A 26,466-nucleotide genomic window follows, 5' to 3' on the forward strand; every position below is an offset into this window, starting at 1 on the left:
TGAATGTAACATTTTTTTAAAATAAACCCAGTTTAAGCAACAATCAGGGGCAAAACAGACTATTGCATGACAAATTTCACTGTCGCTATTTGCCCCACCTCATCCATCACCAGCAATTGATAATCGCCTTTATCCATCAAATGCAGGGTCACGTTGTGCCCGCGTTCAGTTAACGGTTCGCCATTCAGAAACCACCAGCGTTCACCTGCCCCTCCACTTGATTGCAACGGCAAAGTCGCTTCCGCTGCGCCCGGTAAACGTTTAATAATCGCGCCATCGCGAACACCTGTCAGCTGCAGTGGGAGTTGTGCATCGTGACCGTATGGCGGGCAAATTGTCGAGGCCGGTGGTAAGCGCACAGCGCGGCGTTCTGATGCGGGCAACCAGGGTTCCAGCGGTAGCGGCCAGACATTTATCATTTCTTGTCGCGCCTGAGGGCAATCAGCGGCAACACGTTTGCCGTTTTCATCCAGCCAGATGGGGAAACGAATGCCATTAATGCCTTCCTGCTCCGGCAGTAATAGAGTTGGCGGCTGACTCCCGTCCAGCAGCCAGGTTGCCAGGCGGCGGCGACAGTTACCGTCACCTTCCGGCAAAGACTGTCCGCCCGGCCAGCAGATAACGCCACGACTTACAGAGTCAGGACGTGGGTCTTCCGGCAGATTCGCACTGCGCGACAGTAAGATATTATTGACCTGATTCAACAATGGTACGGCGCTGGCAAAGCCAAACTGACCAACAACGGGCGTGCCGTCCGGTCTGCCAGTCCAGATCCCAATGACATAGCGAGCGTTAACCCCAATCGCCCAGGCATCACGATAGCCATAGCTGGTGCCCGTTTTCCATGCCAGTGGGGCGACGCGCGGCAAGGCACCATCCGGCAAGGGTTGCGCTTCATCAGCCATAATCCGGCGAATGATCCACGCAGCCCCCGACGACATTAAAGGCCGTTCAAGCAGCGGATCGTCAGGCTGTAAGCGCAATTTGCCTGCCTTGCCGTGGCGAGCAAACGCGGTATACGCTGCCACCATATCTTCCAGTTTTGCGCCAGCGCCGCCGAGAATGAGCGAAAGATTCGGTGCAGCACCGTTGGGCAAATATAACGGCAATCCAACATTGCGTAACTTTGCCGCAAACCGTTTCGGTCCATAGGCTTCCAGCACCTGCACAGCAGGTAAGTTCAGCGATCGCACCAGCGCCTCACTCATGCTGATCGGGCCATGAAAACCGCTGTCAAAGTTGCCAGGTCGGTAGTCACCGGTACGCCGGGGGACGTCTTGCAGCAGTGATGCCGGGTGGATCAATCCTTCATCCAGCGCCAGACCGTAAACAAACGGTTTGAGCACCGATCCTGGCGATCGGATCGCATTGACCATATCAACATGACCAAAGCGTGAATCATCGTTGAGATCAACCGAACCCACCCAGCCGCGAACACGCATATCGGTATGATCAACCACGATCATCGCCAGTGAGCTGCGCGGTGGTAATCGTCCTTTCCAGTTTTGCGCCAGTTCTTCCAGACGTCGTTGAAGACCGGCATCCAGCGTAGTAACGATTTTGTCGCTTTTGCTTTTACCGAGCATCATGCGCGAAAACAGCGGTGCCAGTTGCGGCATTTGTCGGGGTGCCAGCCAGATGGGTTCTTCCCTTGATTCTTTTACCTGCTCACGGGACCACACACCTTGCGCAGCCATCCGTTCGAGCACTTTATTACGCGCGGCTTCGGCACGCTCCGGCCAACGATCCGGGCGAAGACGGCTGGGTGCTTGTGGCAACACCGCCAGCATCGCCGCCTCGGAATAGCTTAAATTCGCAGGCGATTTCCCGAGGTAAGCCCAACTTGCCGCACCAATCCCCTGCAACGTACCGCCAAACGGAGCGCGATTAAGATACAAGGTCAGAATGTCACGTTTAGACAAGTGCCATTCCAGTTGCAACGCGCGCCAGAGCTGGCGAATTTTGCCGCCAAAAGTTTTGGGGTGAGGATCAAGCAGACGAGCAACCTGCATGGTGAGTGTGCTGCCGCCGGAAATAACCCGTCCCGAAGTGAGATCTTGCCATGCTGCGCGCGCCACCGAGAATGGATTCACCCCCGGATGCTTCCAGAACCAGCGATCTTCATAATTGATCAGCGCTTCAAGGTAACGTGGAGAAACATCTTCGATTGTTACCGGATAACGCCAGATGCCTTCCGCATCGGCAAAGCGCCAGAGCGGCGTCCCATCCTGCGCCACAACCACTCGTGCGGGATTGACTTCATGCAGCGGTAGAGGCCAGAGTTTATCTGCTCCCCACGCTGCAAGAAAAAGGAGAAATGGCGCAGCTGCCAGCGTTATCCAGCAGCCGCGTTTGGTTAACAAGCGAGGCATTTACGGTCTGACAATCAGCAAATCTTCAGCCGCGCCGGTCGCCCGCCATTGGGGAACATACATTGATTCCACCATCGGTTGCGGTACCTGATACGTTCCCGGCGTCACCGCCCGCGCCAGATACACCAGCGTTACCGGTTGGTATTCATCAACGGCAACCGCCGCCACAAAGCGATCGTCACGGAACTCAATGTGCTTAATGCTCGCCTGCTGCATCTGGTTCAGTAAGTTTTGCACTTCGCCACCACTTTGCTCCAGGCTGGCGCTACCGTTCGCCAGATTCTGGTTTTCCAGTTCCAGACCCGCAGGCAGCAGATCCACGACTAACGCATCCGGCACGCTGTTACTGGCTTTTACCTGCAACCAGACCAGCACCAGATCGCCGCTACGTAACGAGTCCAGCGATTTGCTCTTACCATCAGTACCAAGAATATGACGCTCGATTTGCAGCACATTGTTCGCCGGTAAAGGTGCGGATTGCGGATAACCGCTGGCATCCACACGCAGCCATAACGGCTGATCGCCACTGTTGGTCACCTGCAAGGTGGCAAGTTGATCACTATTCAGATTGCTGTTTAGCGTTTTCTCGCCTGTCAGCGGCTCAGCTGAGAAAGAGGTTTGCGCCTGCCATTTACCCGGTAAATCCTGAACCGTACGGGCAGCCAGGAACAACGCGTTACTTTCCTGCGTCGATAGCCAGCGTTCACCAAACGCCTGCTGCGAAAGCGTATTCAGCAAAGTGTTCTGCTCATCGGGTAGCAGTTTATTTTCTTCCAGCAAGGAGAGCATTAACGCGTTGTCGCGCAGTGGGCTACCGTAATCACCCAGCCATTTCCGCTCATCATTACGCGGCGTTTTCAGCGCCAGCGCAATTGCTTCTTCACCACGCGTCGCATCACCCATGGTTTTCAGCGCAACGCCAAGTTGCAGCAGCGGTAAACCAGAAGCGGCATCTGCACGATGCTCCCAGATTTCACGCAGCGCACCCAGTGGAGCTTTTTGCTGACGGGCCAGCACCAGCGCAGCGTAAGACTGTACGGCGAATTTACTGGCTTTGAGATTATCCGCATACGGAATCGACATCATGCCCGGATCTTGTAAATAGCGCAGTAGACGCTCATTCCCCCGGTTAATGGCGTCTGTCGGCACGCTGTAACCCTGCTCACCTGCGCGGACCAGGAAATCCATCACGTAAGCCGTCAGCCAGTACTCTTCATCACCGTTTTTATCCCACAGCGCAAAGCCGCCGTTATCACGTTGCATTTGCAGCAAACGGGAAATGCCGATATCGACCGATGCACGGAGTTTCTCATCACTGTCGCCTTTGATGCCCAACGCCTGCAGTTGGGCTGCGTTGGTATAAAGTGACGGGAACAGGCCGCTGGCGGTTTGCTCAAGACAGCCGTACGGATACGCTTTTAACTCTTTGATATAACGTGCGATGTTCAGCGGTGGTTTGCCGCTCAACAACAATTGCCCTTCCAGCGTAACAGGCGAGAAGTTTTGCAATCCATCCGCCGGAATCGCCCATGTCTCACCAGGCTGTAACGCCGTACCGTAATTAACCGTTTGTGCCGGGAACGCCGGACGGACGCCGATTTTCCACTGCTTATGCTGATCGGCAACGGTTTCACCCGGTAATGCTAACCCGCTAATGGTGGCCTGAATTTCTCCATCGCCATAACCCGGCAATGCTCGCACCGGGATAAACAGCGTAGTACGCACACCTGGCGCTAATTCAACGGCTGCGGGTGAATCGCTGACCAGTTCAAGCAAACCACTGGCGGTCAGGGCAACGTTCAGTTTTTGCGGTTTATCGGTAAGATTAGTGATATCCAGCGTCAGACGCGAGGTATCGCCACTCGCCATAAAGCGCGGCATGTTCAGTTCAGCAATCACCGGTGCGGCAACTATCACTTTGCTTTCGTTGCTTCCGAAGTCATCTGCCGTCCAGGCTTGCGCCATGACGCGCAATTCACCGTTAAAATCGCCAATCGGCAGTGTAACCGAGCCTTCGCCCTGTTCGTTGAGCGTTACCGGCAGCGCCTGCTGCGCGACAATATTGACGTGATTGACCGGCGGTTTACCACCACGTTTCAGCTCATCACCATCGCCACCGAAACGCAGGGCTGCCAGACGCCCCTGACCTTCAATAACCTGACCGTAAATATCGTAAATGTCTGCGCCATAGCGTTTCTGACCAAAGAACGCCTGCCACGGATCTGGCGTAACGTAGTCAGTAATATTCAGCACACCGCTATCAACGGCAGACACCAGCACATTCACCTGTTTTGGCATCTCACCATTTTTAGTGCTGGCTTTAATTTTCACGGTTAATGGCTGATTGGGGCGCATTTTGGTGGGGGTTTCCAGCGCCAGATCGAGGCGACGGTTTTCATCACCAAGCGGCAGATGCAACACACCAACCGCGCGTTTTGGCGTCGCAGAGCGAGATTTATCGCCAGGACGCACCACCAGCGTACTCAAATAAAGATCATGACGATTCCAGGTTTTATTGACCGGAATCGTCAGATCCAGCCCTTGAGCCGGAACATCAATCTCTTGCCACCACAGCGGCCCTTCACTGGACTCGACCATCGCATAACCTTTACCCGCCGTTGGCGCGGCAATATGCAACTTAATGGTATCGCCAGGGCGATAACTGGCTTTATCCAGTTTCAGCGTGACACGGTCGGGACGCACTGCACCACCCCCGTCGCTGTTATCCTGCCAGCTATAACCAGCCCAGAAACGCACACTACTGACCGCTTCATTCGGCGCTTTAACTTCCAGACGATAAGCGCCCCACTCTACCGGGAAACTGACCTTACCGGTTTCGTCCGCTTTCAGATCCAGAGTTTGTTCATTTTCGATCAGATCTTTTTGATCAAACTGTGACTGCCAGCCTTCATATTCCGACCAGTTCCAGTAGTAATCGCGGCGTTCGCGAATCAAGCGCACCTGCAAGCCCGACACGGCTTTTTTCACGCCTTGCGCATCGCTATAAACGATGTCAAAAGCGGCGTTACTACCTTCATCAACAATGGGCTGTTTCACCGTGCTGTCGGTGCGATAATCGTAAACCGATTTCGAGGCGAATTGCGGACGGATCCCCGGCAATGCATCAGCAGGCCAGATAGCCTGCTCAGCACGGCGCGTCACCGGGCGACCGCCCGATTCCAGCAAACTACCCTGGAAAATAACCTGTAATGGGGAATGTATTTCCTTCCACTGGCTTTCTGTAGAAACTTCACCGCGCCCTTTATCATCCAGCGTCAACTGAACTTCATCCAGCGTGCGGGAAAGATTTTCGGCAGCTATATCGCCGAATTCAAAACCAGGTAAGGCTGACACAGCTTCACGCAGTGGGCGCAGGAAAAGTTGCCCTTGCAAAGTATTACCATTAGCGGGCGCACCGTACAGGTAGTACCCCACCACGGAGAATTTCACTTCATCTTTCGGCGTTAGCGGGGTTTTCTCACCGGTCAGATTCAGCGCCATACGCTCTGGCATAAAATCTTCGACGTGGAAATCCCACATCCGATACTGGTTATCGCCCGTGTTAGCGCGAATATGCCACATACCGGTTGCCGCATTGCTATCGAGTGGCCAGGTAAAGTGGTAGAGGCCATTCTCCGGCTGACTAACGACGCTCCTGAGTACCTGCCCGTCGGGTTTAATCACGTCTAACTTGATGGGTTGATCGGGCAATGCTTTACCGTCTGCATCACGCAGCAAACCATTGAGGATGACCGTTTCACCCGGGCGATAAAGATCGCGCGGGCCAAACATGAAAAACTGTTTGCTATAGCCCGGCGCGCCAGCAATGTTAAATTCCGCTAAGTCCAGCGCCGGGAGTTTTAAATCGAGCAGCGTTGTCTGACCGTTTTTACGCGCCAGCAGTAATGCCGCGTTTTTATCATTTTCCAGCTGCACATGCCCCTGAGCGTCACTGGTTGCCTGAGTCAGAGTCTGCCCTTTCTCATTTAATAAAGAGACTTCAATTCCTTGCTGGGCCGCGCCGTTTTCCAGACTTTGGGTAAAGATATCCAGACGATTGTGATAACGGTGAGCTGAAACGCCGATATCACTTAACGTAAACAGCGTCGCGGGATTACTGTAATCGTAACGTCCAGCCTGATTCATCACAGCCAGATACACGCCTGCCTGCTGAAGCGGTTTGATATCGCCCAGCGGCAGCAATAATTTTTCACGGATGTTACGCGCAGGATTGAGATCAAACCGTCCAGTGTAGACCAGATCCGCCATCTGCAGCAGTTTGTCTGACTGCCAGTTCGCCAGCGAATTGCGGTATTCCCATTGGCTAATGAAAGCGGGCAGTGATTCTGGTTTCACACGGAAGAAGTTAACATCGACATTGTTAACGTTGAGCGCCATTACCGGCAGCCCTTCAATAACTTTACCAGGTAACAACGAACCACGGCTGGCAAAACCGACGCTGGGTTGGATATCACGGGTAGTTATAGTTTTTTCGTAATCTTTACTGAAGGTTGCGTTGTTGAGTGCTTTGACCTCCTTGCCAATAGTGACGATCAAATCACGTTTCGGTTCGAGGTGGCGTAAACGCAACTCTTTAAGATTATCTGACAGCTCCCAGGCACCATCCACTTTGCCGCTTTTCTTATCGACGACATGGATAACGCGTGAGAAATCCTGATCCGGGTCGAGAGGAATGGAGAACGTCAGCACCAGCGTGGCTGCGCCATCAAGTTGAACTTCAGAGAGATCCAGCAATGTCAGCGCCTTACCGGCACTCTGTTGGGCCAGTTTTTGTCGCTCCGGCGCGGAAAGTTTTGCTGAACTCGCGTTTTCTGAAGAGGCCGCTTTAGTAACTTCAGAAGGCGCATCTTTTTTCACCGCTGTTGGCGCGTTATCGTTGTTGTCGCACCCTGCCAGCGCCAGCATTAGCATGCAGGCGGCTACGCGTAACTTTTTCATTTTTCATCCCTGCCACAATGGCCCGTTAGCAACGTCGAATAATTATTATGCGTGAGAATTTACGTTATGTAATTCAGTATCACGCCCATACAATCCGAATTTTAGTGAGAATTGTGGCTCAGACAGCCAAATCAGCCTCTTTTGCTTGTCGCTTTTCACTAAACATCCGACAATTTAGCCTAACCCCGGCAAAAATGGAGATGCCTATGTCCACGACATGGTTTGTAGGAGCCGACTGGCTCGCCGAACATATTGATGACCCGGAAATTCAGATTATCGATGCCCGCATGGCGTCGCCTGGACAGGAAGATCGTAACGTTGCTCAGGAGTATCTGAATGGACATATTCCCGGCGCAGTGTTTTTTGATATCGAAGCGCTTTCTGATCACACTTCCCCGCTTCCGCACATGCTGCCGCGCCCGGAAACGTTCGCCGTGGCGATGCGTGAATTAGGCGTTAACCAGGATAAGCACCTGATTATCTATGACGAAGGTAATCTTTTCTCAGCCCCACGAGCATGGTGGATGCTGCGCACCTTTGGTGTAGAGAAAGTGTCGATTCTGGGGGGTGGACTTGCAGGCTGGCAGCGCGATGATCTGCTGTTAGAAGAAGGTGCAGTAGAGCTGCCGGAAGGAGAGTTTAACGCCACGTTTAATCCTGAAGCCGTGGTGAAAGTCACCGATGTGTTATTGGCAAGCCATGAAAATACGGCGCAAATTATTGATGCCCGCCCGGCTGCACGTTTTAACGCAGAAGTTGATGAACCTCGCCCAGGTTTACGTCGCGGACATATTCCCGGTGCATTGAACGTTCCGTGGACGGAACTGGTGCGCGAAGGCGAACTAAAAACGACCGATGAACTGGATGCGATATTTTTTGGTCGCGGCGTCAGCTATGACAAACCGATTATCGTCAGCTGCGGCTCTGGTGTAACGGCAGCCGTGGTTTTGTTGGCACTCGCGACACTTGATGTGCCAAACGTGAAACTGTACGACGGCGCATGGAGTGAATGGGGCGCACGAGCAGATTTACCGGTTGAGCCCGTAAAATAAGCTTTTTACAGGCAATAAAAAACCGCCGAATTTGGCGGTTTTTTATTGCTGGTCTGGTTCGCGGCCTTTCCAGCAGGTTGGCTTGTGTTGCATGAGCAACGCAGGTGCTTCACAGCAAAGCAATACTCGCCAGTAACTCTCTTTTTGTCAAGCGAAAGAGAGTAATCATTGTTTATTTAGCGTATTATCGACACCGGCCCTTTCCGCCGTCTCGCAAACGGGCGCTGGCTTAAGGAAAGGATGTTCCATGGCCGTAAATGCAGGTGTTTCACAGCGCTTGCTATCGCGGCAATATCGCCAGTGGTGCTGTCGTGATGCGGTCTTCGCATGGACCGCACAATGAAGATACGGTGCTTTTGTATCGTACTTATTGTTTCTGGTGCGCTGTTAACCGAGGTAAATAATAACCGGAGTCTCTCCGGTAACAATTTATTGGTGGTTAACAACCTTCAGAACAGCAGGTAAGCCCGAATGCCGCCCTTTGGGGCGGCATATTTTAGATTATCCGGTTCTGTTTAAAGTCACGCAAAAAACCACCCCAGCGACGTTCATAGAATGGCACAATATGTTCGGTAATAAAGTGGCTAATTCCTTTTTCCCCTTTTTTCACCCGACAAATATCGATGGGTTCATCGCCAGGTATTGTATCGGTCGCTACACTTCCCGCCGCCTGAATAATTTCTTCGATATCACCATCGGCTTCAATGCCAATAAGTAAATTAGGCTGTGCCTCTTCGTTCTCTTTAATTGAACAAATAAAAGCACGCTTCACCGGCTTAATAGTTTTAAATAAGGTGGTGAGTGAATCAATCATTTGTGCTGGTGGCTCTGCGACTTCCGATAATATCAGCGATTCACCGCCCTCCAGTACTTCCTGGCTGCTCAGCGGATTTCCTTCTTCACCAATCAACAAACTGATTTCACGCGGCATAAATTCTTTACCGGTTGGCAGTTTGGCATTAAGGAAGAGCGTTTCGCCAAGGGTCATCTCAAACAATGTGCGAACGGGCATTACGACAAATGCCTGTTCGTCTTCAACCACCTGTTGAAGTGCTTCTAACGAGGTGAAAAAAGGAATGACGCTGGTGCCGTCTTCTTTTTCCCAGTGCTGTAAATCAAGTGCGCTATCTTCAACCACAGCCTCGCCCTGCGCCGCCGTACCAGGCACCCAGACGGTGGATTCCAGTAGAGTACGGAAAAAGGCCGGGCGGTGCGCCGGTTCGGTTGCTGCTTTTTCCAGCAGGTCTTCAAGTTCGTTTTTTGTTTCTGACATAAGAACCACAATTCATTCAACGTTCGGGGCACAAGTGCCTGATGCGCCACGCTTATCAGGCCTACAAGGGAGTCGCAATCTATTGGATTTTCGCAATTTGTAGTCCGGATAAGGCGTTTACGCCGCATCCGGCATATTAGTTTACGCCGTTAACAGATTAGCAATCGTGCGCACACCAAGTCCCGTAGCACCCGCAGACCACTGTTCAACCGGCGCTTTACGGTAAGTCGCCGAGCAGTCGATATGCAGCCAGCCTTGCTGATAGTTCTCAACAAAGTGCGACAGGAAGCCCGCCGCCGTGCTTGCACCTGCCGGATACGCCGCGCTTCCGGTATTGTTCAGTTCGGCAAAGTTAGACGGCAGCTGGCTGCGGTGGAACTCCGCCAGCGGCAGACGCCAGAACGGTTCATTCTCTTGTGAGGCACTCGCCAGCAAGCGAGCGGCAAGCGCATCGTCAAAACTGAACAGCGCGTGATAATCATTACCCAGCGCGGTTTTCGCCGCCCCGGTGAGGGTCGCCGCATCAATGATCAGTTCCGGTTTCTGCGCACTGGCATCAATCAGGCCATCGGCCAGCACCAGACGCCCTTCCGCATCGGTGTTCATCACTTCAACTTTTTTACCGTTGCGATAGGTAATGATATCGCCCAGCTTGAACGCATTGCCGCTGATCAGGTTATCCGCACAGCAGAGGAACAGCTTCACGCGCTTGTTCAGTCCGCGCGTAATGGCAAACGCCAGCGCTCCGGTAACCGTTGCCGCGCCGCCCATGTCCGACTTCATCGAGTCCATAAACGCAGTCTGTTTGATGCTGTAGCCGCCGGAGTCAAAAGTGATACCTTTACCTACCAGGCACGCGTACACTGGCGCTTCTTTATCGCCAGTTGGGTTGTAATCCAGCGCCAGCAATACCGGGGAACGTTCTGAACCGCGCCCGACCGTGTGCAGCCCCATATAACCTTGATCACGCAGATCTTCACCTTTGGTGATCCGATAAGTCACACGATCGCCTGCGACGTTGCTGATCAGATCAACAGCACGCTGTGCCAGTTGCGATGGCCCCAGCTCTTCCGCCGGTGCGTTAATGGTGTCACGCACCCAGTCGATGATCATCAGGCGGTTATCCAGTTCCTGACGCTGGGCATCGTCCAGATCCGGCCACTCCACTTTACGTGTGCCTTTCGGAGCTTTGTAACCTTGCCAGAATGCCCAGCAACGATCCGCATCCCAGCCTTCACCGCTTAGCTGAACATGTTTGATGCCCAGACCATCAATCTTGCGCGCCGCACGCTGGATAAGCCCCAGATCGTCTGCCCCGTTCAAATGCAGGGTAATGCCATCATTATTAATGCTGTAAGTTGCTTTTTCTCCCCAGCGCGCATCGGCAGGTTGGGTAGAGAGGGTAATTTTCATCGCTTCTGTCATTTTAGTTATCCTTATTCGTTTAACAGCAAAACGGGCTACCCCCAGGCAGCCCGTTCATTTACTCGGCTTCGTCCAGCCAGACTAACAAAATCGCTTCGAGGATTTTCTCGTTGGATGCCTGCGGGTCGTCGTCGAAATCTTCCAGATCGCAAATCCACTGATGCATATCGGTGAATCGAACCGTTTTCGGATCAAGATCGGGATACGCATCGTACAGTGCTTCGCCAATTTCGCGGCTATCGGTCCACTTAAGTCCCATACTAACCTCTGTTAATGCTCACGCGCATGGTTGATAGTGTAACGCGGGATTTCGACCACTAAATCTTCGTCGGTAACGCGCGCCTGGCAGCTTAAACGGCTTTCCGGCTCCAGTCCCCAGGCTTTGTCCAGCATGTCGTCTTCCTGCTCTGAGCTTTCCGGCAGCGAGTCAAAACCTTCGCGAACGATGCAGTGGCAGGTGGTGCAAGCACAGGATTTTTCACAGGCGTGTTCAATCTCGATACCGTTACGCAGCGCAACGTCGAGAATGGTTTCACCACTATTCGCTTCCAGAACAGCGCCATCAGGGCAGAGATCCTGATGAGGCAAAATAACAATCTTTGGCATATTAAACCTCGTCCACGGAATGGCCTTTCAGCGCACGACGAACCGACTGGTCCATGCGGCGAGCGGCGAAATCCTGGGTTTGTTTGTCTACATTTTTAATCGCTTGTTCGATGGCGTCAACATCATCGCCCTGCGCCACTTCACTCAGGTGAGCGGCAGCATCGTCGATATCCTGACGTTCTGCGGCGCTTAACAGCGCGGCATCAGCAGCCAGCGCACCGTGCAGACTTTCCAGCACACGCGCCGCTTCTACTTTTTGTTCTGCCAGCATACGGGCTTTTACGTCCTGCTCGGCATAGCTCATTGAGTCTTTAATCATCGAGGCGATTTCGCTGTCGGTCAGGCCGTAAGACGGTTTGACCTGGATAGACGCCTCAACGCCGGTGGATTTCTCCATCGCCGTCACGCTCAAAAGACCGTCGGCATCGACCTGGAACGTCACGCGAATATGCGCGCCGCCAGCCGGTAGCGCCGGAATACCTCGCAGCGCAAAACGCGCCAGCGAGCGGCAGTCCTGCACCAGTTCGCGCTCACCCTGCATTACATGGATAGACATCGCCGTCTGACCATCTTTAAAGGTGGTGAAATCCTGGGCGCGGGCCACCGGAATCGTGGTATTACGCGGGATCACTTTCTCCACCAGGCCTCCCATCGTTTCGAGGCCCAGCGACAGCGGGATCACATCCAGCAACAGCATTTCGCTGTCCGGCTTGTTACCCACCAGAATATCCGCCTGAATCGCCGCGCCAATAGCGACGACTTTATCCGGGTCGATAGAAGTCAGCGGTGGACGACCGAAAAATTCGCCCACCCGTTCACGCACCAGCGGCACGCGGGTAGAACCGCCAACCATCACCACTTCCAGCACTTCATCAGCTTCTACACCCGCGTCTTTCAGCGCGCGACGACAAGCCAGTAAGGTTCGTTTTACCAGTGGCGCGATCAGTTCATTGAATTGTTCACGGCTGATTTCGCCCTGCCAGCCCGCAACGTTAACGGTCACGGAGTCCGCATCGCTCAGCGCGATTTTGGCCGCAATGGCAGCATCCAGCAGTTCACGCTGAACGCGGTTATCGCTACGATCAGGAATGCCCGCCTGCTCGCGAATGTAATCCGCCAGCAGATGGTCGAAATCATCGCCGCCGAGCGCGGAATCACCGCCGGTTGCCAGCACTTCAAACACGCCGCGACTTAAGCGCAGAATGGAAATATCAAACGTACCGCCGCCGAGGTCATAAACGGCGATCACGCCTTCCTGACCGGAATCCAGCCCGTAGGCGATAGCCGCAGCGGTCGGTTCGTTAAGTAAGCGCAGGACGTGAAGGCCCGCCAGACGCGCCGCGTCTTTGGTACCCTGACGCTGGGCATCGTCAAAGTACGCCGGAACGGTGATAACTACACCATCCAGCTCGCCTGCCAGGGCTTCAGTTGCCCGCGCCGCCAGTGCTTTGAGGATGTCCGCAGAAACGCGCACCGGGTTCAGCAGCCCCGCCGCCGTTTCAATCATCGGCAGGCCGTTTTCGCTGGCCTGGAATTGATAAGGCAGATGCGGATAGCGTTGCTGGATATCAGCCAGCGAGCGTCCCATCAGGCGTTTAACAGAACTAATTGTGTTGGCGGTATCGAGCGCTGCATTAGTACGCGCGTCATAACCCACCGAATGCCCTTGCTGTTGATAGTGAACAACAGATGGCAGCAGGTGACGGCCTTCATGGTCGGCTAACGTTTCGGCCTGACCGCTGCGCACTGTCGCCACCAGCGAGTTGGTTGTGCCCAGGTCAATACCGGCCGCCAGACGACGCTGATGCGGCGCAGCACTCAAACCAGGTTCACTAATTTGTAATAAGGCCATGTTTAGCTTCCAGAAATTAAAAATCGAGCAGTTTTTCTTCGAGTTGTTCGGCACTGCTCCGCAGTTTATCGAGAAAACGCAGCTTACGCACGGTATCCGCCGCCGCGTCCCACGTCTCGTTGTCTAACTGTTCAACCATCAACTGATGGCGGGTATCAAACATCTTTTTCACACGTTTGATAAAGCTTTCCAGCCGCGCTTCATCTTTCGCCTGTTCAATCTCGTCCAGCTCTTCGCGCAGCTCCAACTGTTCCATCAGGAACGCGGTGTCGCGCACAGTATGCTGCTCGCTGGCGAGATCAAAGCCGTGCAAAGAAAGCAAATATTCCGCGCGCATTAACGGATGACGCAGCGTTTGCCAGGCCTGGTTAATGGTTGCAGATTGCTGTACGGCGGCGAGTTGTTCCGCCTGGCTTCCGCTGGCGAATTTATCAGGATGATACTGACGTTGTAGATCCTGAAAACGCAGGCTCAGCGCCTGGGTATCGAGTTGATAACGGGCAGGCAAGCCAAAGAGGGTGAAGTAATCCATAACATTCTCAGGGCTGCGATCCGCCGCGATAACGGCGAATCAGATAAAACAAACCCCACGCGCAGGCGACCACGGTGGGGTTATCGGTATGCGCATCAAACGTAGAAGCTTTCGCCGCAACCACACTCATCTTTGACGTTCGGGTTAGTGAATTTAAACCCTTCGTTCAGGCCTTCTTTTACGAAGTCCAGCTGCGTACCGTCCAGAAATTGCAGGCTTTTGCCATCGACCACGACTTTCACGCCTTTGTCTTCAAACACGATGTCTTCCGGCGTCGGTTCGTCAACAAATTCCAGTACATAAGCCATACCTGAACATCCGGAGGTTCTCACGCCCAGACGCAGGCCAAACCCTTTGCCGCGGTTAGCCAGAAAGGTATTTACTCGCGCTGCTGCACTGTCGCTCAGTGTAATCGACATAACCAAACCTCAACTCTTATTTTGCTTCACGTTTGCTTTTATAGTCCGCAATGGCGGCTTTGATCGCGTCTTCTGCCAGAATAGAACAGTGAATTTTCACCGGCGGCAGTTCAAGTTCTTCAGCAATATCGGTGTTTTTGATAGCCTGCGCTTCGTCGAGAGACTTCCCTTTCACCCATTCGGTGACCAGGGAGCTGGAAGCGATAGCAGAACCGCAGCCGTAAGTTTTAAAACGCGCGTCTTCAATGATACCTTCATCGTTGACTTTAATCTGCAACTTCATCACGTCGCCACAGGCCGGTGCACCCACCATGCCGCTGCCGACGTTCTCGTCGTTGTTGTCAAAGGAACCCACGTTACGCGGATTCTCGTAATGGTCGATAACTTTTTCGCTGTAAGCCATTATAAATTCTCCTGATTCCGATACCGATTAATGATGAGCCCATTCGATGCTGTTCAGATCCACGCCCTGCTTGTACATTTCCCACAGCGGAGAAAGGTCACGCAGACGACCGATGGATTTACGAACTAACTCGATGGTGTAGTCGATCTCTTCTTCAGTAGTAAAACGACCTAAAGAGAAACGGATAGAGCTATGTGCCAGCTCGTCGTTCAGCCCCAGCGCGCGCAGCACGTAGGACGGTTCGAGGCTTGCTGACGTACAGGCGGAACCTGAAGAAACCGCGAGGTCTTTCAGCGCCATAATCAGCGACTCACCTTCAACGTAGTTGAAGCTGACGTTGAGAATGTTCGGCGCACCGTGTTCCAGGTCACCGTTCAGGTAAACTTCTTCGATATCTTTGATGCCGTTCCACAGACGGTTACGCAGGCCGCGCAGACGTTCCATCTCGGTCGCCATCTCTTCTTTTGCGATGCGATAGGCTTCGCCCATACCAACGATCTGGTGAACAGGCAGAGTGCCGGAACGCATACCGCGCTCGTGACCGCCGCCGTGCATTTGCGCTTCGATGCGTACGCGCGGTTTACGACGCACATACAGCGCACCGATACCTTTCGGGCCATAGATTTTGTGACCGGAGAATGACATCAGGTCAACTTTCAACTGGCTCAGGTCGATAGGCAGTTTGCCCACGCTCTGGGTTGCATCAACGTGATAGATAATGCCACGAGCACGGCACATTTCGCCGATAGCCGCGATATCCTGCACCACGCCGATTTCGTTATTCACGTGCATGATAGAAACGAGGATGGTGTCGTCACGCATCGCTGCTTCCAGTTCTTTCAGGTCGATAATGCCGTTACGCTGCGGTGCCAGGTAGGTGACTTCGAAACCTTCGCGCTCCAGCTGACGGCAGGTATCCAGTACCGCTTTGTGTTCGGTTTTACTGGTGATGATGTGCTTGCCTTTTTTCTGATAAAAGTTGGCTGCACCTTTGATCGCCAGGTTGTCAGATTCGGTTGCACCAGAGGTAAAGACGATTTCACGCGGGTCAGCGCCGACCAGATCGGCAATCTGATTACGGGCGATATCAACCGCTTCTTCAGCCTGCCAGCCGAAACGGTGAGAACGGGAGGCCGGGTTACCAAAGGTTCCGTCCATCGTCATAAACTGCATCATTTTCTCGGCAACACGCGGGTCCACCGGCGTGGTTGCGGAGTAGTCGAGATAAATCGGTAATTTCATTGCTCTATAAACTCCGTACATCACTCAATGCAAGGAACCAGGCTACCGGCTGGATGTACGACCGTGTTTACGGAGTGTTTAGCACTCCGGCCTGATTCTGAATTCTTTTTATTAAGCGCGTAACTTAACGTCGATCGCGTCTTGTGTGCGGGTGCGTGGCGCGTCGTGAGTATGCTGACGACCAGACACATCCAGCACTTCCTGGTTATTAACCAGTTCGCCTAAAGTAATGTTATTGAGAAAACCGGTAAGACGGTCGCTCAAATCACGCCACAGCGCGTGGGTCAGGCATTTATCGCCGCCCTGGCAGCCGCCTTTACCCTGACAACGGGTGGCATCTACAGATTCGTCAACGGCGCTAATCACTTCGCCAACGGCGATGCTGCTGGCATCTTTGCCTAACAGATAACCACCGCCTGGTCCACGTACGCTGGAAACCAGACCATTTTTACGCAGACGGGAAAACAGTTGTTCCAGATAAGAAAGGGAAATTCCCTGACGTTCGGAAATATCAGCCAACGGTACCGGGCCCGCTTCAGAGTTGAGCGCAACGTCAAGCATTGCGGTCACGGCATAGCGCCCTTTAGATGTCAGTCTCATGTCTTACTTCACCTCAAACTCGCCCCTGCCCGGGGTTTTTTATTGTAAAAGTGGGGGTATTGCATAGCAGGGTCAAGTCTGACATTCCCGAGTAAATTGGTCAACTATTTACTTGACTGATTTAGTCGGGTATTTAACCTTCAGTGCCATTTTTTTATCGTGGCGTTTGTACCTGTTGTCGGATGCGGTGTGAACACCTTATCCGACCTGGGATTCCGTGCACTTACAAGCCTGATAAGACGCGTTAAGCATCGCATCAGGCAACCACTGTTATTCGGCCTTGTTACCTTTATTCTGCTGCTCAATAGAAGCCAGAATCCCGCGCAGGATATTCAATTCCTGGCTTTCCGGGCGTGCACGGGTAAACAGACGGCGCAATTTATTCATCACCTGCCCCGGATGGTTTTCACGGATAAAACCGGTTGCCAGCAGCGTTTGCTCCAGATGACCATAAAAACGCTCCAGATCATCGACCAGCGGATACGGCGTCTCTTCATGCTCGACTTGTTCGCCATTTTCCTGAGTTGCCAGCCAGGCCATGCGCACTTCATAGGCAATAACCTGAACCGCCATCGCCAGGTTCAGCGAACTGTATTCCGGGTTCGCAGCAATCGCGACATGATAATGGCATTTCTGCAACTCTTCATTGGTCAAGCCTACGCGCTCGCGACCAAAAACCAGCGCCACCGGGGTATTTGCCGCTTCAGCGACACTTTTCAGACCGCATTCGCGCGGGTCGAGCATCGGCCACGGCAGCGTGCGGGAGCGTGCGCTGGTGCCCACCACCAGGCTACAACCGGCTAACGCTTCGTCGAGCGTATCGACGATGTGAGCATTACCAATCACATCGCTGGCCCCTGCTGCCAGGGCAATCGCCTGGGAGTCAGGTTTCACCAGTGGATTAACCAGCCACAGATTGGTTAATCCCATTGTTTTCATGGCACGGGCAACAGAACCCATATTGCCGGTGTGTGACGTCTCCACCAGCACAATTCGAATATTTTGCAGCATTGTCTTTCTTCGTCTAAAGATTATTCGCGCATCTTATCATAAAACGAAGACAGATGCCGATCTCGCTGCTATACTCTGCGCCGTTTTCCCGTTCTTTAACATCCAGTGAGAGAGACCGATGCATCCGATGCTGAACATCGCCGTGCGCGCAGCGCGCAAGGCGGGTAATTTAATTGCCAAAAACTATGAAACCCCGGACGCTGTAGAAGCGAGCCAGAAAGGCAGTAACGATTTCGTGACCAACGTAGATAAAGCTGCCGAAGCGGTGATTATCGACACGATTCGTAAATCTTACCCACAGCACACCATCATCACCGAAGAAAGCGGTGAACTTGAAGGTACCGATCAGGATGTTCAATGGGTTATCGATCCACTGGATGGCACTACCAACTTTATCAAACGTCTGCCGCACTTCGCGGTATCTATTGCCGTTAGTATCAAAGGCCGCACCGAAGTTGCTGTGGTATACGATCCTATGCGTAACGAACTGTTCACCGCCACTCGCGGTCAGGGCGCACAGCTGAACGGCTACCGTCTGCGCGGCAGCACCGCTCGCGATCTCGACGGTACTATTCTGGCGACCGGCTTCCCGTTCAAAGCAAAACAGTACGCCACTACCTACATCAACATCGTCGGCAAACTGTTCAACGAATGTGCAGACTTCCGTCGTACCGGTTCTGCGGCGCTGGATCTGGCTTACGTCGCTGCGGGTCGTGTTGACGGTTTCTTTGAAATCGGTCTGCGTCCGTGGGATTTCGCCGCAGGCGAGCTGCTGGTTCGTGAAGCGGGCGGCATCGTCAGCGACTTCACCGGTGGTCATAACTACATGCTGACCGGTAACATCGTTGCTGGTAACCCGCGCGTTGTTAAAGCCATGCTGGCGAACATGCGTGACGAGTTAAGCGACGCTCTGAAGCGTTAATGACTCAGGCGGGTGATGTCACTCACCCGCCCTCGCCTTTCAGGCGCTATTCCGAAATACTTCCTCACCGCTTTACTTTCTTTCGTCACTCTCCCACCATCTTTCCCCGATTAATGGATGATAAAGAAGTCGCAAGGAAAGGTTATGGCGCTGCCAGTGAACAAACGCGTTCTCAAAATTCTGTTTATTCTCTTTGTTGTTGCCTTCTGCATTTATTTAATACCGCGCATCGCCATCAATTTTTTCTATTACCCTGACGACAAAATCTACGGTCCCGAACCCTGGTCGGCGGAATCCGTCGAATTTACGGCTAAGGACGGTACTCATCTGCAAGGCTGGTTTATCCCTTCTTCGACGGGCCCTGCTGATAACGCCATTGCTACCATTATTCATGCTCACGGCAATGCCGGAAATATGTCCGCCCACTGGCCGCTGGTCAGTTGGTTACCCGAGCGTAATTTCAACGTTTTTATGTTTGATTATCGCGGGTTTGGTAAATCAAAAGGTACGCCGTCCCAGGCCGGATTGCTGGACGATACGCAAAGTGCCATCAATGTGGTGCGCCATCGCAGTGATGTAAACCCACAACGGCTGGTGCTGTTCGGGCAGAGTATTGGCGGGGCGAATATTCTTGATGTTATTGGTCAGGGTGATCGTGAAGGCATACGTGCGGTGATCCTCGACTCCACATTTGCCTCTTATGCGACCATCGCTAACCAGATGATCCCCGGCAGTGGCTACTTACTTGATGAGAGTTACAGCGGCGAAAATTACATCGCCAGCGTCAGCCCGATCCCGCTTTTACTCATTCACGGTAAAGCTGATCACGTTATCCCATGGCAGCACAGCGAAAAGTTGTATAGCCTGGCAAAAGAGCCAAAACGGTTGATCCTAATCCCGGATGGCGAACACATTGATGCTTTTTCCGATCGTCACGGCGATGTTTATCGCGAACAGATGGTGGATTTTATCCTTAGCGCGTTGAATCCGCAGAACTAATCCATGATCGCTAGCACGATAATCATTCACAAAACCACCTTAAGACATGCTAATCCACTGGTCAGAACAGTTTAAGATGAGAAAAATTCTGTGACGCTTGCCAACATTTCTGATGATTAGCATTCCCTTCGCCATTTCCCTGAGCAAACTTTAGCTATTCTTATCAATTATGCTTATGGGAGATCTACAGATGATGCCTACGCTTGCTCCACCATCTGTCCTTTCGGCTCCCCAGCGCCGCTGCCAGATCTTGCTGACACTCTTTCAGCCGGGGTTGACCGCCACCACGGCAACTTTCAGCGAGCTTAATGGTGTGGATGATGATATTGCCAGTCTTGATATCAGCGAAACAGGACGGGAGATCCTGCGCTATCATCAACTCACACTGACTACTGGTTATGACGGTAGCTACCGGGTTGAAGGTACAGTGCTTAACCAACGTTTGTGTTTATTTCACTGGCTACGACGTGGTTTCCGTCTGTGTCCGTCATTTATTACCAGCCATTTCACCCCCGCCCTGAAGAGTGAACTGAAGCGGCGCGGAATTGCGCGTAACTTTTACGACGATACCAATCTACAAGCGTTAGTGAATCTCTGCTCCCGACGGCTGCAAAAACGCTTTGAAACGCGCGATATTCATTTCCTGTGTCTGTATCTGCAATATTGTTTGCTGCAACACCACGCTGGAATTACGCCTCAGTTTAATCCGCTCCAACGTCGCTGGGCGGAATCCTGCCTTGAATTTCAGGTAGCGCAGGAAATTGGACGCCACTGGCAGCGTCGGGCGCTCCAGCCTGTACCGCCTGATGAGCCACTGTTCATGGCATTACTTTTTTCCATGTTGCGGGTTCCCGATCCACTGCGGGATGCGCATCAGCGGGACAGACAACTGCGTCAGTCTATCAAACGTCTGGTAAACCATTTTCGTGAGCTGGGAAATGTTCGTTTTTATGATGAACAGGGGTTGTGCGATCAGCTTTATACCCACCTCGCCCAGGCGTTAAATCGCAGTTTGTTTGCCATCGGTATTGATAACACCCTGCCGGAAGAGTTCGCCCGCCTGTATCCACGCCTGGTGCGCACCACCCGCGCGGCGCTGGCCGGATTTGAAAGTGAATACGGCGTCCATCTTTCTGATGAGGAAAGCGGTCTGGTCGCGGTGATTTTCGGTGCCTGGCTAATGCAGGAAAACGACCTGCATGAGAAACAGATTATTCTACTGACCGGGAATGACAGCGAGCGAGAAGCGCAGATTGAGCAGCAGCTACGCGAACTAACGTTACTGCCGCTCAACATTAAACATATGTCGGTAAAGGCATTTTTGCAGACAGGCGCTCCGCGCGGCGCGGCACTGATTATTGCGCCTTATACCATGCCGTTACCGCTCTTTTCACCACCGCTGATCTATACGGACCTGACGTTGACAACACATCAACAGGAGCAGATCCGCAAAATGCTCGAATCAGCATGAGGGAACAACTTTCGGGCGCAAAAACATTGCCGGAAGCGCCACCAGCGCCATCACCCAGAACACGCCGTGGCCGAGATATTGATACAGGAAACCGGCGAAAACGGTCATGATGGCGATACTGCCGCCCATCGCGACGGCAGAGTAAACCGCCTGTAAACGGATGACTTCGCTACCCTGGCGAGCAGCAATGTAGCGCATAGCGGCCAGATGGCACACGGTGAAGGTGCCGCAATGCAAAATTTGCACCATAATCAACCACAGTAGCTCAGTGGTTGCCCCCATAATTCCCCAACGCAATACCCCACATACTGCCGAGATCAGCAACATATCACGGGCGCTACAACGGCGGAAAAGCTTATTACTCAGCGCAAAGATAATGACTTCTGCCACCACGCCCAGCGACCACAAATAGCCCACCGCCGAGGCCGAGTAGCCAGCTGCCTGCCAGTAAATGGCGCTAAAACCGTAATAGGCCGCATGCGCCCCCTGCAATAAACAAACGCAGGCCAGAAAGCGCCAGTTCTGGCGAACCAGCGCCAACCACGCAGACCAACCGGTGCTCTCCTGCTGGCGGCTTGCCCCTTGTGGCTGAATCGTCGGACGGATGAGAAAGCCGAGCAGCATGGATGCCACGCCCAACGTCAACAGCGCGAGGATCACCCGATAATCAAACATAGTGACCAGTTTACCCGTCAACGCCGAGCCAATGACAAACGCCACCGAGCCCCACAATCGCACTTTGCCGTAATCAAGCGGGAACTGCTTTTGCCACGTATTCGCCAGTGCATCGGTCAACGGTACCAGCGGTGAGAAAAAGAGGTTAAAGCCAATCATCACCAGCATCAGCCACGCTACGTGCGCCCCCGCCCAGAAGGCGACAGCAAAGAGAAGTGTCAGCAGTGCCAGCACGCGCAAGGCGGAAATCAGGCGAGAAGGATCGCTGACGCGGGGCGCGATGAGCAAACTCCCGAGAAAACGGGCAACCAGACCTGCCCCCAATAACAGGCCGATGGTTTCTGGCGTTAAACCAATCCCTTTAAGCCAGACGCTCCAGAAAGGTAGAAAAATGCCGTAACTAAAAAAGTATGTGAAATAGCCGAGCGCCAACCAGCGCGTGGATTGCAAAACCATGAGTCCCTCCCGTCAGGAGGCGTTAGTCTGGGGTTAATCGAATGTTGGTGCAAGTTGAAAAATAAGAATATTCGAGCCTGCTTCCCGATGTCTGTAACGCCAGTTCACAAGCACTAAAAAACTGCGAGCCGCGACGCATGTTGCAAAAATAATGCGTAATTATGCCGTTACGCATGCCAAACGTTCCTGCACAATGGCGATGAAATCGCGTAATGCCGGCTTCATCTCCCCTTTCTTCCACGCCATCAGTAAAGCAATGGAAGGCACATTTCCGGCAATGGGTCGAAATACCACCTGGCCGGTATTAAAATTATTCATATAACCGGGTATCAAAGTGACGCCCAGCCCCATCCCCACCAGATTCATGGTCACCAGAATATTCGTTGCCACCTGGACGATATTTGGCTGGCTGTTTTCTTGCGCAAACCACGCTTTAACGATCGGCGCAAGCGAACCGGAATACGCTGGATCAGTACTGACGAAATTCACGCCATCCAGTTGCGCGGCAGTGATCTCTTTTTCATGTGCTAAAGGATGATCAACCGGTAACACCACCACTAATGGTTCGTCAAAAAGCTCCAGATAATCAATCTCCGGGCTATAAACGGGATGGCGCATTAAGCCGACGTCGAGTTCACCACGGCGAATTTTTTCTTCCTGTTCCGTGGTGATTAAACTCACCAGCTCAATTAAGGTGTCTGGCTGTCTGAGACGAAACATCGGTAATACTTTTGGCAGTAAATTCACTTCCGCCGATGGCACAAAGCCAATGGTTAATTGTCTGTCTTCCTGAACAATTTTCCGCGCCCGTAATTTGGCATTTTCCGCTTGTTCGAGGATTGCCAGCGCGTCCTGGAGAAAACATTCTCCCGCCGCCGTCAACGCGACTTTGCGCTTATCCCTCACCAGTAACGGAACACCGACACAGTTTTCAAGATCGCGGATCTGGCTGCTTAACGAAGGCTGTGAGGTATGCAGTTTTTCCGCCGCACGGGTAAAGTTCAGTGCCTGCGCCACTGCGACGAAATAGCGTAAATGCCGTAGTTCCATCACCTTCCCCTTGTTATCGAAAAAACGTCTCAGCTGGTAGAAATTAACTATTTCACATATTAGCAACCAACCAGCAACATCCTTATGGCACAAAAATAGAAGGTCAATACATCTTATCTTTCAGGATTAAAAAATATGACCACACCCTCAGATTTGAACATTTACCAACTGATTGACACCCAAAACGGTCGGGTCACTCCGCGTATTTATACCGACCCGGACATTTACCAACTGGAACTTGAGCGCATTTTCGGTCGTTGCTGGCTATTTCTCGCCCACGAAAGCCAGATCCCAAAACCCGGTGATTTCTTTAACACCTACATGGGAGAAGATGCGGTTGTCGTGGTGCGCCAGAAAGACGGCAGCATCAAGGCGTTTCTCAACCAATGCCGCCACCGGGCCATGCGTGTGAGTTATGCAGATTGCGGCAACACGCGCGCCTTTACCTGCCCGTATCACGGCTGGTCTTATGGCATTAACGGCGAGTTGATCGATGTACCGCTGGAACCTCGCGCCTACCCACAAGGGTTGTGTAAATCCCACTGGGGACTAACCGAAGTTCCTTGTGTGGAGAGTTATAAAGGGCTGATTTTTGGCAACTGGGATACCAGCGCACCGGGCCTGCGTGATTACCTTGGTGACATTGCCTGGTATCTGGATGGCATGCTGGATCGTCGCGAAGGCGGCACCGAAATTGTCGGCGGCGTACAAAAGTGGGTGATCAACTGCAACTGGAAATTCCCGGCAGAGCAGTTCGCCAGTGACCAGTATCATGCTCTGTTCAGCCATGCTTCTGCCGTTCAGGTATTAGGGGCGAAAGATGATGGCAGCGATAAGCGTCTCGGTGATGGACAAACCGCCCGCCCGGTGTGGGAAACCGCCAAAGATGCGCTGCAGTTTGGTCAGGACGGTCACGGCAGCGGTTTCTTCTTTACTGAAAAACCGGATGCTAATGTCTGGGTCGATGGCGCGGTTTCCAGCTATTACCGCGAAACCTATGCCGAAGCAGAACAACGTTTAGGTGAAGTTCGCGCCCTGCGCCTGGCGGGTCATAACAATATTTTCCCCACGCTTTCATGGCTCAACGGCACTGCCACGCTCCGCGTCTGGCATCCGCGCGGCCCTGATCAAGTCGAAGTGTGGGCGTTCTGTATTACTGACAAAGCCGCCTCCGATGAAGTTAAAGCCGCTTTTGAAAACAGCGCCACTCGTGCTTTTGGTCCTGCTGGTTTTCTCGAGCAGGATGACTCGGAGAACTGGTGTGAAATCCAGAAATTGCTTAAAGGCCACCGCGCCCGCAACAGCAAACTGTGTCTGGAAATGGGGCTTGGTCAGGAAAAGCGCCGCGACGACGGCATTCCTGGCATTACTAACTATATCTTTTCAGAAACGGCCGCTCGTGGAATGTACCAACGCTGGGCCGATCTCCTGAGTAGCGAAAGCTGGCAGGAAGTGCTCGATAAAACCGCCGCTTACCAGCAGGAGGTGATGAAATGAGTGCGCAAGTTTCACTGGAGTTACATCACCGCATTAGCCAGTTTCTCTTTCACGAAGCCAGTCTGCTGGATGACTGGAAATTTCGTGACTGGCTGGCACAGCTCGACGAAGAGATTCGTTACACCATGCGCACCACAGTTAACGCGCAAACACGCGACCGCCGCAAAGGCGTCCAGCCGCCGACGACCTGGATTTTCAATGACACCAAAGACCAGCTGGAACGGCGAATCGCCCGTCTGGAAACGGGTATGGCCTGGGCAGAAGAACCGCCGTCACGCACCCGTCACTTAATCAGCAACTGCCAGGTAAGCGAAACCGACATCCCAAACGTATTTGCTGTGCGGGTAAATTATCTGCTTTATCGGGCACAAAAAGAGCGCGATGAAGCGTTCTATGTCGGGACTCGTTTTGACAAAGTTCGCCGTCTGGAAGATGACAACTGGCGCTTGCTGGAACGGGATATCGTCCTGGATCAAGCGGTGATCACTTCCCATAACCTGAGTGTACTGTTCTGATGAATCGAATTTATGCGTGTCCCGTTGCGGATGTGCCGGAGGGTGAGGCTCTCCGGATCGATACCTCGCCCGTCATCGCCCTGTTCAACGTAGGCGGCGAGTTTTATGCCATTAACGATCGTTGCAGCCATGGTAATGCGTCGATGTCAGAAGGGTATCTGGAAGATGACGCCACGGTGGAGTGCCCGCTGCACGCCGCCAGTTTTTGCCTGAAAACGGGGAAAGCATTATGCCTGCCCGCCACCGATCCGCTAACCACTTATCCAGTACACGTTGAAGGTGGTGACATCTTCATCGACTTACCGGAGGCGCAGCCATGAGCGATCTGCATAACGAGTCCATCTTTATTACCGGCGGCGGATCGGGATTAGGCCTGGCGCTGGTCGAGCGATTTATCGAAGAAGGCGCGCAGGTTGCCACGCTGGAACTGTCGGCGGCGAAAGTCGCCAGTCTGCGTCAGCGATTTGGCGAACATATTCTGGCGGTGGAAGGCAACGTGACCTGTTATACCGATTATCAACGCGCGATCGATCAGATCCTGACTCGTTCTGGCAAACTGGATTGTTTTATCGGCAATGCGGGCATCTGGGATCACAATGCCTCACTGGTTAATACTCCCGCAGAGACGCTCGAAACCGGCTTCCACGAGCTGTTTAACGTCAACGTACTCGGTTACCTGCTGGGCGCAAAAGCCTGCGCTCCGGCGTTAATCGCCAGTGAAGGCAGCATGATTTTCACACTGTCAAATGCCGCCTGGTATCCCGGCGGCGGTGGCCCGCTGTACACCGCCAGTAAACATGCCGCAACCGGACTTATTCGCCAACTGGCTTATGAACTGGCACCGAAAGTGCGGGTGAATGGCGTCGGCCCGTGTGGTATGGCCAGCGACCTGCGCGGCCCACAGGCGCTCGGGCAAAGTGAAACCTCGATAATGCAGTCTCTGACGCCGGAGAAAATTGCCGCCATATTACCGCTGCAATTTTTCCCGCAACCGGCGGATTTTACGGGTCCGTATGTGATGTTGGCATCGCGGCGCAATAATCGCGCATTAAGCGGTGTGATGATCAACGCTGATGCGGGTTTAGCGATTCGCGGCATTCGCCACGTAGCGGCTGGGCTGGATCTTTAAGGAAGC

Annotated in this window: 24 protein-coding genes; 9 read left to right on the forward strand and 15 right to left on the reverse strand. The window is 53.0% G+C overall.

Annotation, left to right across the window (positions count from 1 at the left end):
- Nucleotides 1-59 precede the first annotated feature (59 nt).
- Nucleotides 60-2,372 (reverse strand): peptidoglycan glycosyltransferase PbpC, encoded by a 2,313-nt coding sequence (pbpC, locus tag ACJHX7_RS12670; protein ID WP_094029964.1) that lies wholly within the window; start codon nucleotides 2,370-2,372, stop codon nucleotides 60-62.
- The gene (yfhM, locus tag ACJHX7_RS12675) at nucleotides 2,373-7,331 is read right to left on the reverse strand and encodes an alpha2-macroglobulin (RefSeq protein ID WP_410231625.1); all 4,959 of its coding nucleotides are present in this window, start codon (nucleotides 7,329-7,331) and stop codon (nucleotides 2,373-2,375) included.
- 206 nt (nucleotides 7,332-7,537) lie between these two features.
- On the opposite strand from yfhM, the gene sseA reads away from it, so the two are divergent.
- On the forward strand, nucleotides 7,538-8,383 hold the full coding sequence (gene sseA / locus ACJHX7_RS12680) for a 3-mercaptopyruvate sulfurtransferase (protein WP_000108611.1): 846 nt from the start codon (nucleotides 7,538-7,540) through the stop codon (nucleotides 8,381-8,383).
- A gap of 339 nt (nucleotides 8,384-8,722) precedes the next feature.
- Complete coding sequence (gene timP / locus ACJHX7_RS12685; RefSeq protein WP_004974226.1) at nucleotides 8,723-8,848, forward strand: small toxic inner membrane protein TimP; 126 nt, start codon at nucleotides 8,723-8,725, stop codon at nucleotides 8,846-8,848.
- Nucleotides 8,849-8,879: 31 nt separating this feature from the next.
- Here timP and sseB read toward each other — a convergent pair whose 3' ends face one another.
- The 11 genes from sseB to trmJ form a co-directional block, all read right to left on the reverse strand.
- Nucleotides 8,880-9,656: an enhanced serine sensitivity protein SseB gene (gene sseB / locus ACJHX7_RS12690; protein WP_094029962.1), complete on the reverse strand. Its 777-nt coding sequence runs from the start codon at nucleotides 9,654-9,656 to the stop codon at nucleotides 8,880-8,882.
- Between the two features lie 141 nt (nucleotides 9,657-9,797).
- Nucleotides 9,798-11,081, reverse strand: a complete 1,284-nt coding sequence (pepB, locus tag ACJHX7_RS12695; protein ID WP_000133569.1) for an aminopeptidase PepB — start codon at nucleotides 11,079-11,081, stop codon at nucleotides 9,798-9,800.
- A gap of 58 nt (nucleotides 11,082-11,139) precedes the next feature.
- Nucleotides 11,140-11,340, reverse strand: coding sequence for a Fe-S cluster assembly protein IscX (gene iscX, locus ACJHX7_RS12700; RefSeq protein WP_000523616.1), 201 nt, complete (start codon nucleotides 11,338-11,340; stop codon nucleotides 11,140-11,142).
- An 11-nt stretch (nucleotides 11,341-11,351) separates the two neighbouring features.
- On the reverse strand, nucleotides 11,352-11,687 hold the full coding sequence (gene fdx, locus ACJHX7_RS12705) for an ISC system 2Fe-2S type ferredoxin (protein WP_001124471.1): 336 nt from the start codon (nucleotides 11,685-11,687) through the stop codon (nucleotides 11,352-11,354).
- Nucleotide 11,688: 1 nt separating this feature from the next.
- Complete coding sequence (gene hscA / locus ACJHX7_RS12710; RefSeq protein WP_001196609.1) at nucleotides 11,689-13,539, reverse strand: Fe-S protein assembly chaperone HscA; 1,851 nt, start codon at nucleotides 13,537-13,539, stop codon at nucleotides 11,689-11,691.
- Nucleotides 13,540-13,555: 16 nt separating this feature from the next.
- Nucleotides 13,556-14,071, reverse strand: coding sequence for a co-chaperone HscB (hscB, locus tag ACJHX7_RS12715; protein WP_000384413.1), 516 nt, complete (start codon nucleotides 14,069-14,071; stop codon nucleotides 13,556-13,558).
- Between the two features lie 95 nt (nucleotides 14,072-14,166).
- A complete protein-coding gene (gene iscA, locus ACJHX7_RS12720) occupies nucleotides 14,167-14,490 on the reverse strand; it encodes an iron-sulfur cluster assembly protein IscA (RefSeq protein WP_001388175.1) in 324 nt (107 codons plus the stop codon).
- Nucleotides 14,491-14,506: 16 nt separating this feature from the next.
- On the reverse strand, nucleotides 14,507-14,893 hold the full coding sequence (gene iscU, locus ACJHX7_RS12725) for a Fe-S cluster assembly scaffold IscU (protein ID WP_000331707.1): 387 nt from the start codon (nucleotides 14,891-14,893) through the stop codon (nucleotides 14,507-14,509).
- Between the two features lie 27 nt (nucleotides 14,894-14,920).
- Nucleotides 14,921-16,135 (reverse strand): cysteine desulfurase, encoded by a 1,215-nt coding sequence (gene iscS / locus ACJHX7_RS12730; RefSeq protein ID WP_001295373.1) that lies wholly within the window; start codon nucleotides 16,133-16,135, stop codon nucleotides 14,921-14,923.
- A gap of 111 nt (nucleotides 16,136-16,246) precedes the next feature.
- Complete coding sequence (iscR, locus tag ACJHX7_RS12735) at nucleotides 16,247-16,735, reverse strand: Fe-S cluster assembly transcriptional regulator IscR (protein ID WP_001241357.1); 489 nt, start codon at nucleotides 16,733-16,735, stop codon at nucleotides 16,247-16,249.
- A 270-nt stretch (nucleotides 16,736-17,005) separates the two neighbouring features.
- Complete coding sequence (gene trmJ, locus ACJHX7_RS12740; RefSeq protein ID WP_000940019.1) at nucleotides 17,006-17,746, reverse strand: tRNA (cytosine(32)/uridine(32)-2'-O)-methyltransferase TrmJ; 741 nt, start codon at nucleotides 17,744-17,746, stop codon at nucleotides 17,006-17,008.
- A gap of 118 nt (nucleotides 17,747-17,864) precedes the next feature.
- On the opposite strand from trmJ, the gene suhB reads away from it, so the two are divergent.
- The 3 genes from suhB to csiE all read left to right on the forward strand — a co-directional run bounded on the left by suhB (nucleotide 17,865) and on the right by csiE (nucleotide 21,138).
- Entirely contained in the window at nucleotides 17,865-18,668 is an 804-nt protein-coding gene (gene suhB / locus ACJHX7_RS12745; RefSeq protein WP_410231626.1) for an inositol-1-monophosphatase, read from the forward strand.
- Nucleotides 18,669-18,812: 144 nt separating this feature from the next.
- Complete coding sequence (locus ACJHX7_RS12750; protein ID WP_001357291.1) at nucleotides 18,813-19,667, forward strand: alpha/beta hydrolase; 855 nt, start codon at nucleotides 18,813-18,815, stop codon at nucleotides 19,665-19,667.
- A gap of 190 nt (nucleotides 19,668-19,857) precedes the next feature.
- Nucleotides 19,858-21,138, forward strand: a complete 1,281-nt coding sequence (gene csiE, locus ACJHX7_RS12755; protein ID WP_000983022.1) for a stationary phase inducible protein CsiE — start codon at nucleotides 19,858-19,860, stop codon at nucleotides 21,136-21,138.
- Here csiE and ACJHX7_RS12760 read toward each other — a convergent pair.
- Complete coding sequence (locus ACJHX7_RS12760) at nucleotides 21,130-22,269, reverse strand: 3-phenylpropionate MFS transporter (protein ID WP_094029961.1); 1,140 nt, start codon at nucleotides 22,267-22,269, stop codon at nucleotides 21,130-21,132. The two genes, csiE and ACJHX7_RS12760, sit on opposite strands and share 9 nt — an antisense overlap.
- Before the next feature lie 159 nt (nucleotides 22,270-22,428).
- Nucleotides 22,429-23,319, reverse strand: a complete 891-nt coding sequence (gene hcaR, locus ACJHX7_RS12765; RefSeq protein ID WP_094029960.1) for a DNA-binding transcriptional regulator HcaR — start codon at nucleotides 23,317-23,319, stop codon at nucleotides 22,429-22,431.
- 135 nt (nucleotides 23,320-23,454) lie between these two features.
- On the opposite strand from hcaR, the gene hcaE reads away from it, so the two are divergent.
- The 4 genes from hcaE to hcaB are packed head-to-tail and all read left to right on the forward strand — an operon-like array spanning nucleotide 23,455 to nucleotide 26,460.
- Nucleotides 23,455-24,816, forward strand: a complete 1,362-nt coding sequence (gene hcaE, locus ACJHX7_RS12770; RefSeq protein WP_094029959.1) for a 3-phenylpropionate/cinnamic acid dioxygenase subunit alpha — start codon at nucleotides 23,455-23,457, stop codon at nucleotides 24,814-24,816.
- Complete coding sequence (gene hcaF, locus ACJHX7_RS12775; RefSeq protein WP_001276075.1) at nucleotides 24,813-25,331, forward strand: 3-phenylpropionate/cinnamic acid dioxygenase subunit beta; 519 nt, start codon at nucleotides 24,813-24,815, stop codon at nucleotides 25,329-25,331. Before hcaE ends, hcaF begins: the two co-directional genes overlap by 4 nt.
- Nucleotides 25,331-25,651: a bifunctional 3-phenylpropionate/cinnamic acid dioxygenase ferredoxin subunit gene (locus ACJHX7_RS12780; protein WP_001080102.1), complete on the forward strand. Its 321-nt coding sequence runs from the start codon at nucleotides 25,331-25,333 to the stop codon at nucleotides 25,649-25,651. Before hcaF ends, ACJHX7_RS12780 begins: the two co-directional genes overlap by 1 nt.
- Nucleotides 25,648-26,460, forward strand: a complete 813-nt coding sequence (gene hcaB, locus ACJHX7_RS12785; RefSeq protein ID WP_001281390.1) for a 3-phenylpropionate-dihydrodiol/cinnamic acid-dihydrodiol dehydrogenase — start codon at nucleotides 25,648-25,650, stop codon at nucleotides 26,458-26,460. Before ACJHX7_RS12780 ends, hcaB begins: the two co-directional genes overlap by 4 nt.
- Nucleotides 26,461-26,466 lie beyond the last annotated feature (6 nt).

It is taken from the genome of Escherichia sp. WS1451 (assembly GCF_046487365.1).
In the GTDB taxonomy this organism is placed as follows: Bacteria; Pseudomonadota; Gammaproteobacteria; order Enterobacterales; family Enterobacteriaceae; genus Escherichia; species Escherichia coli.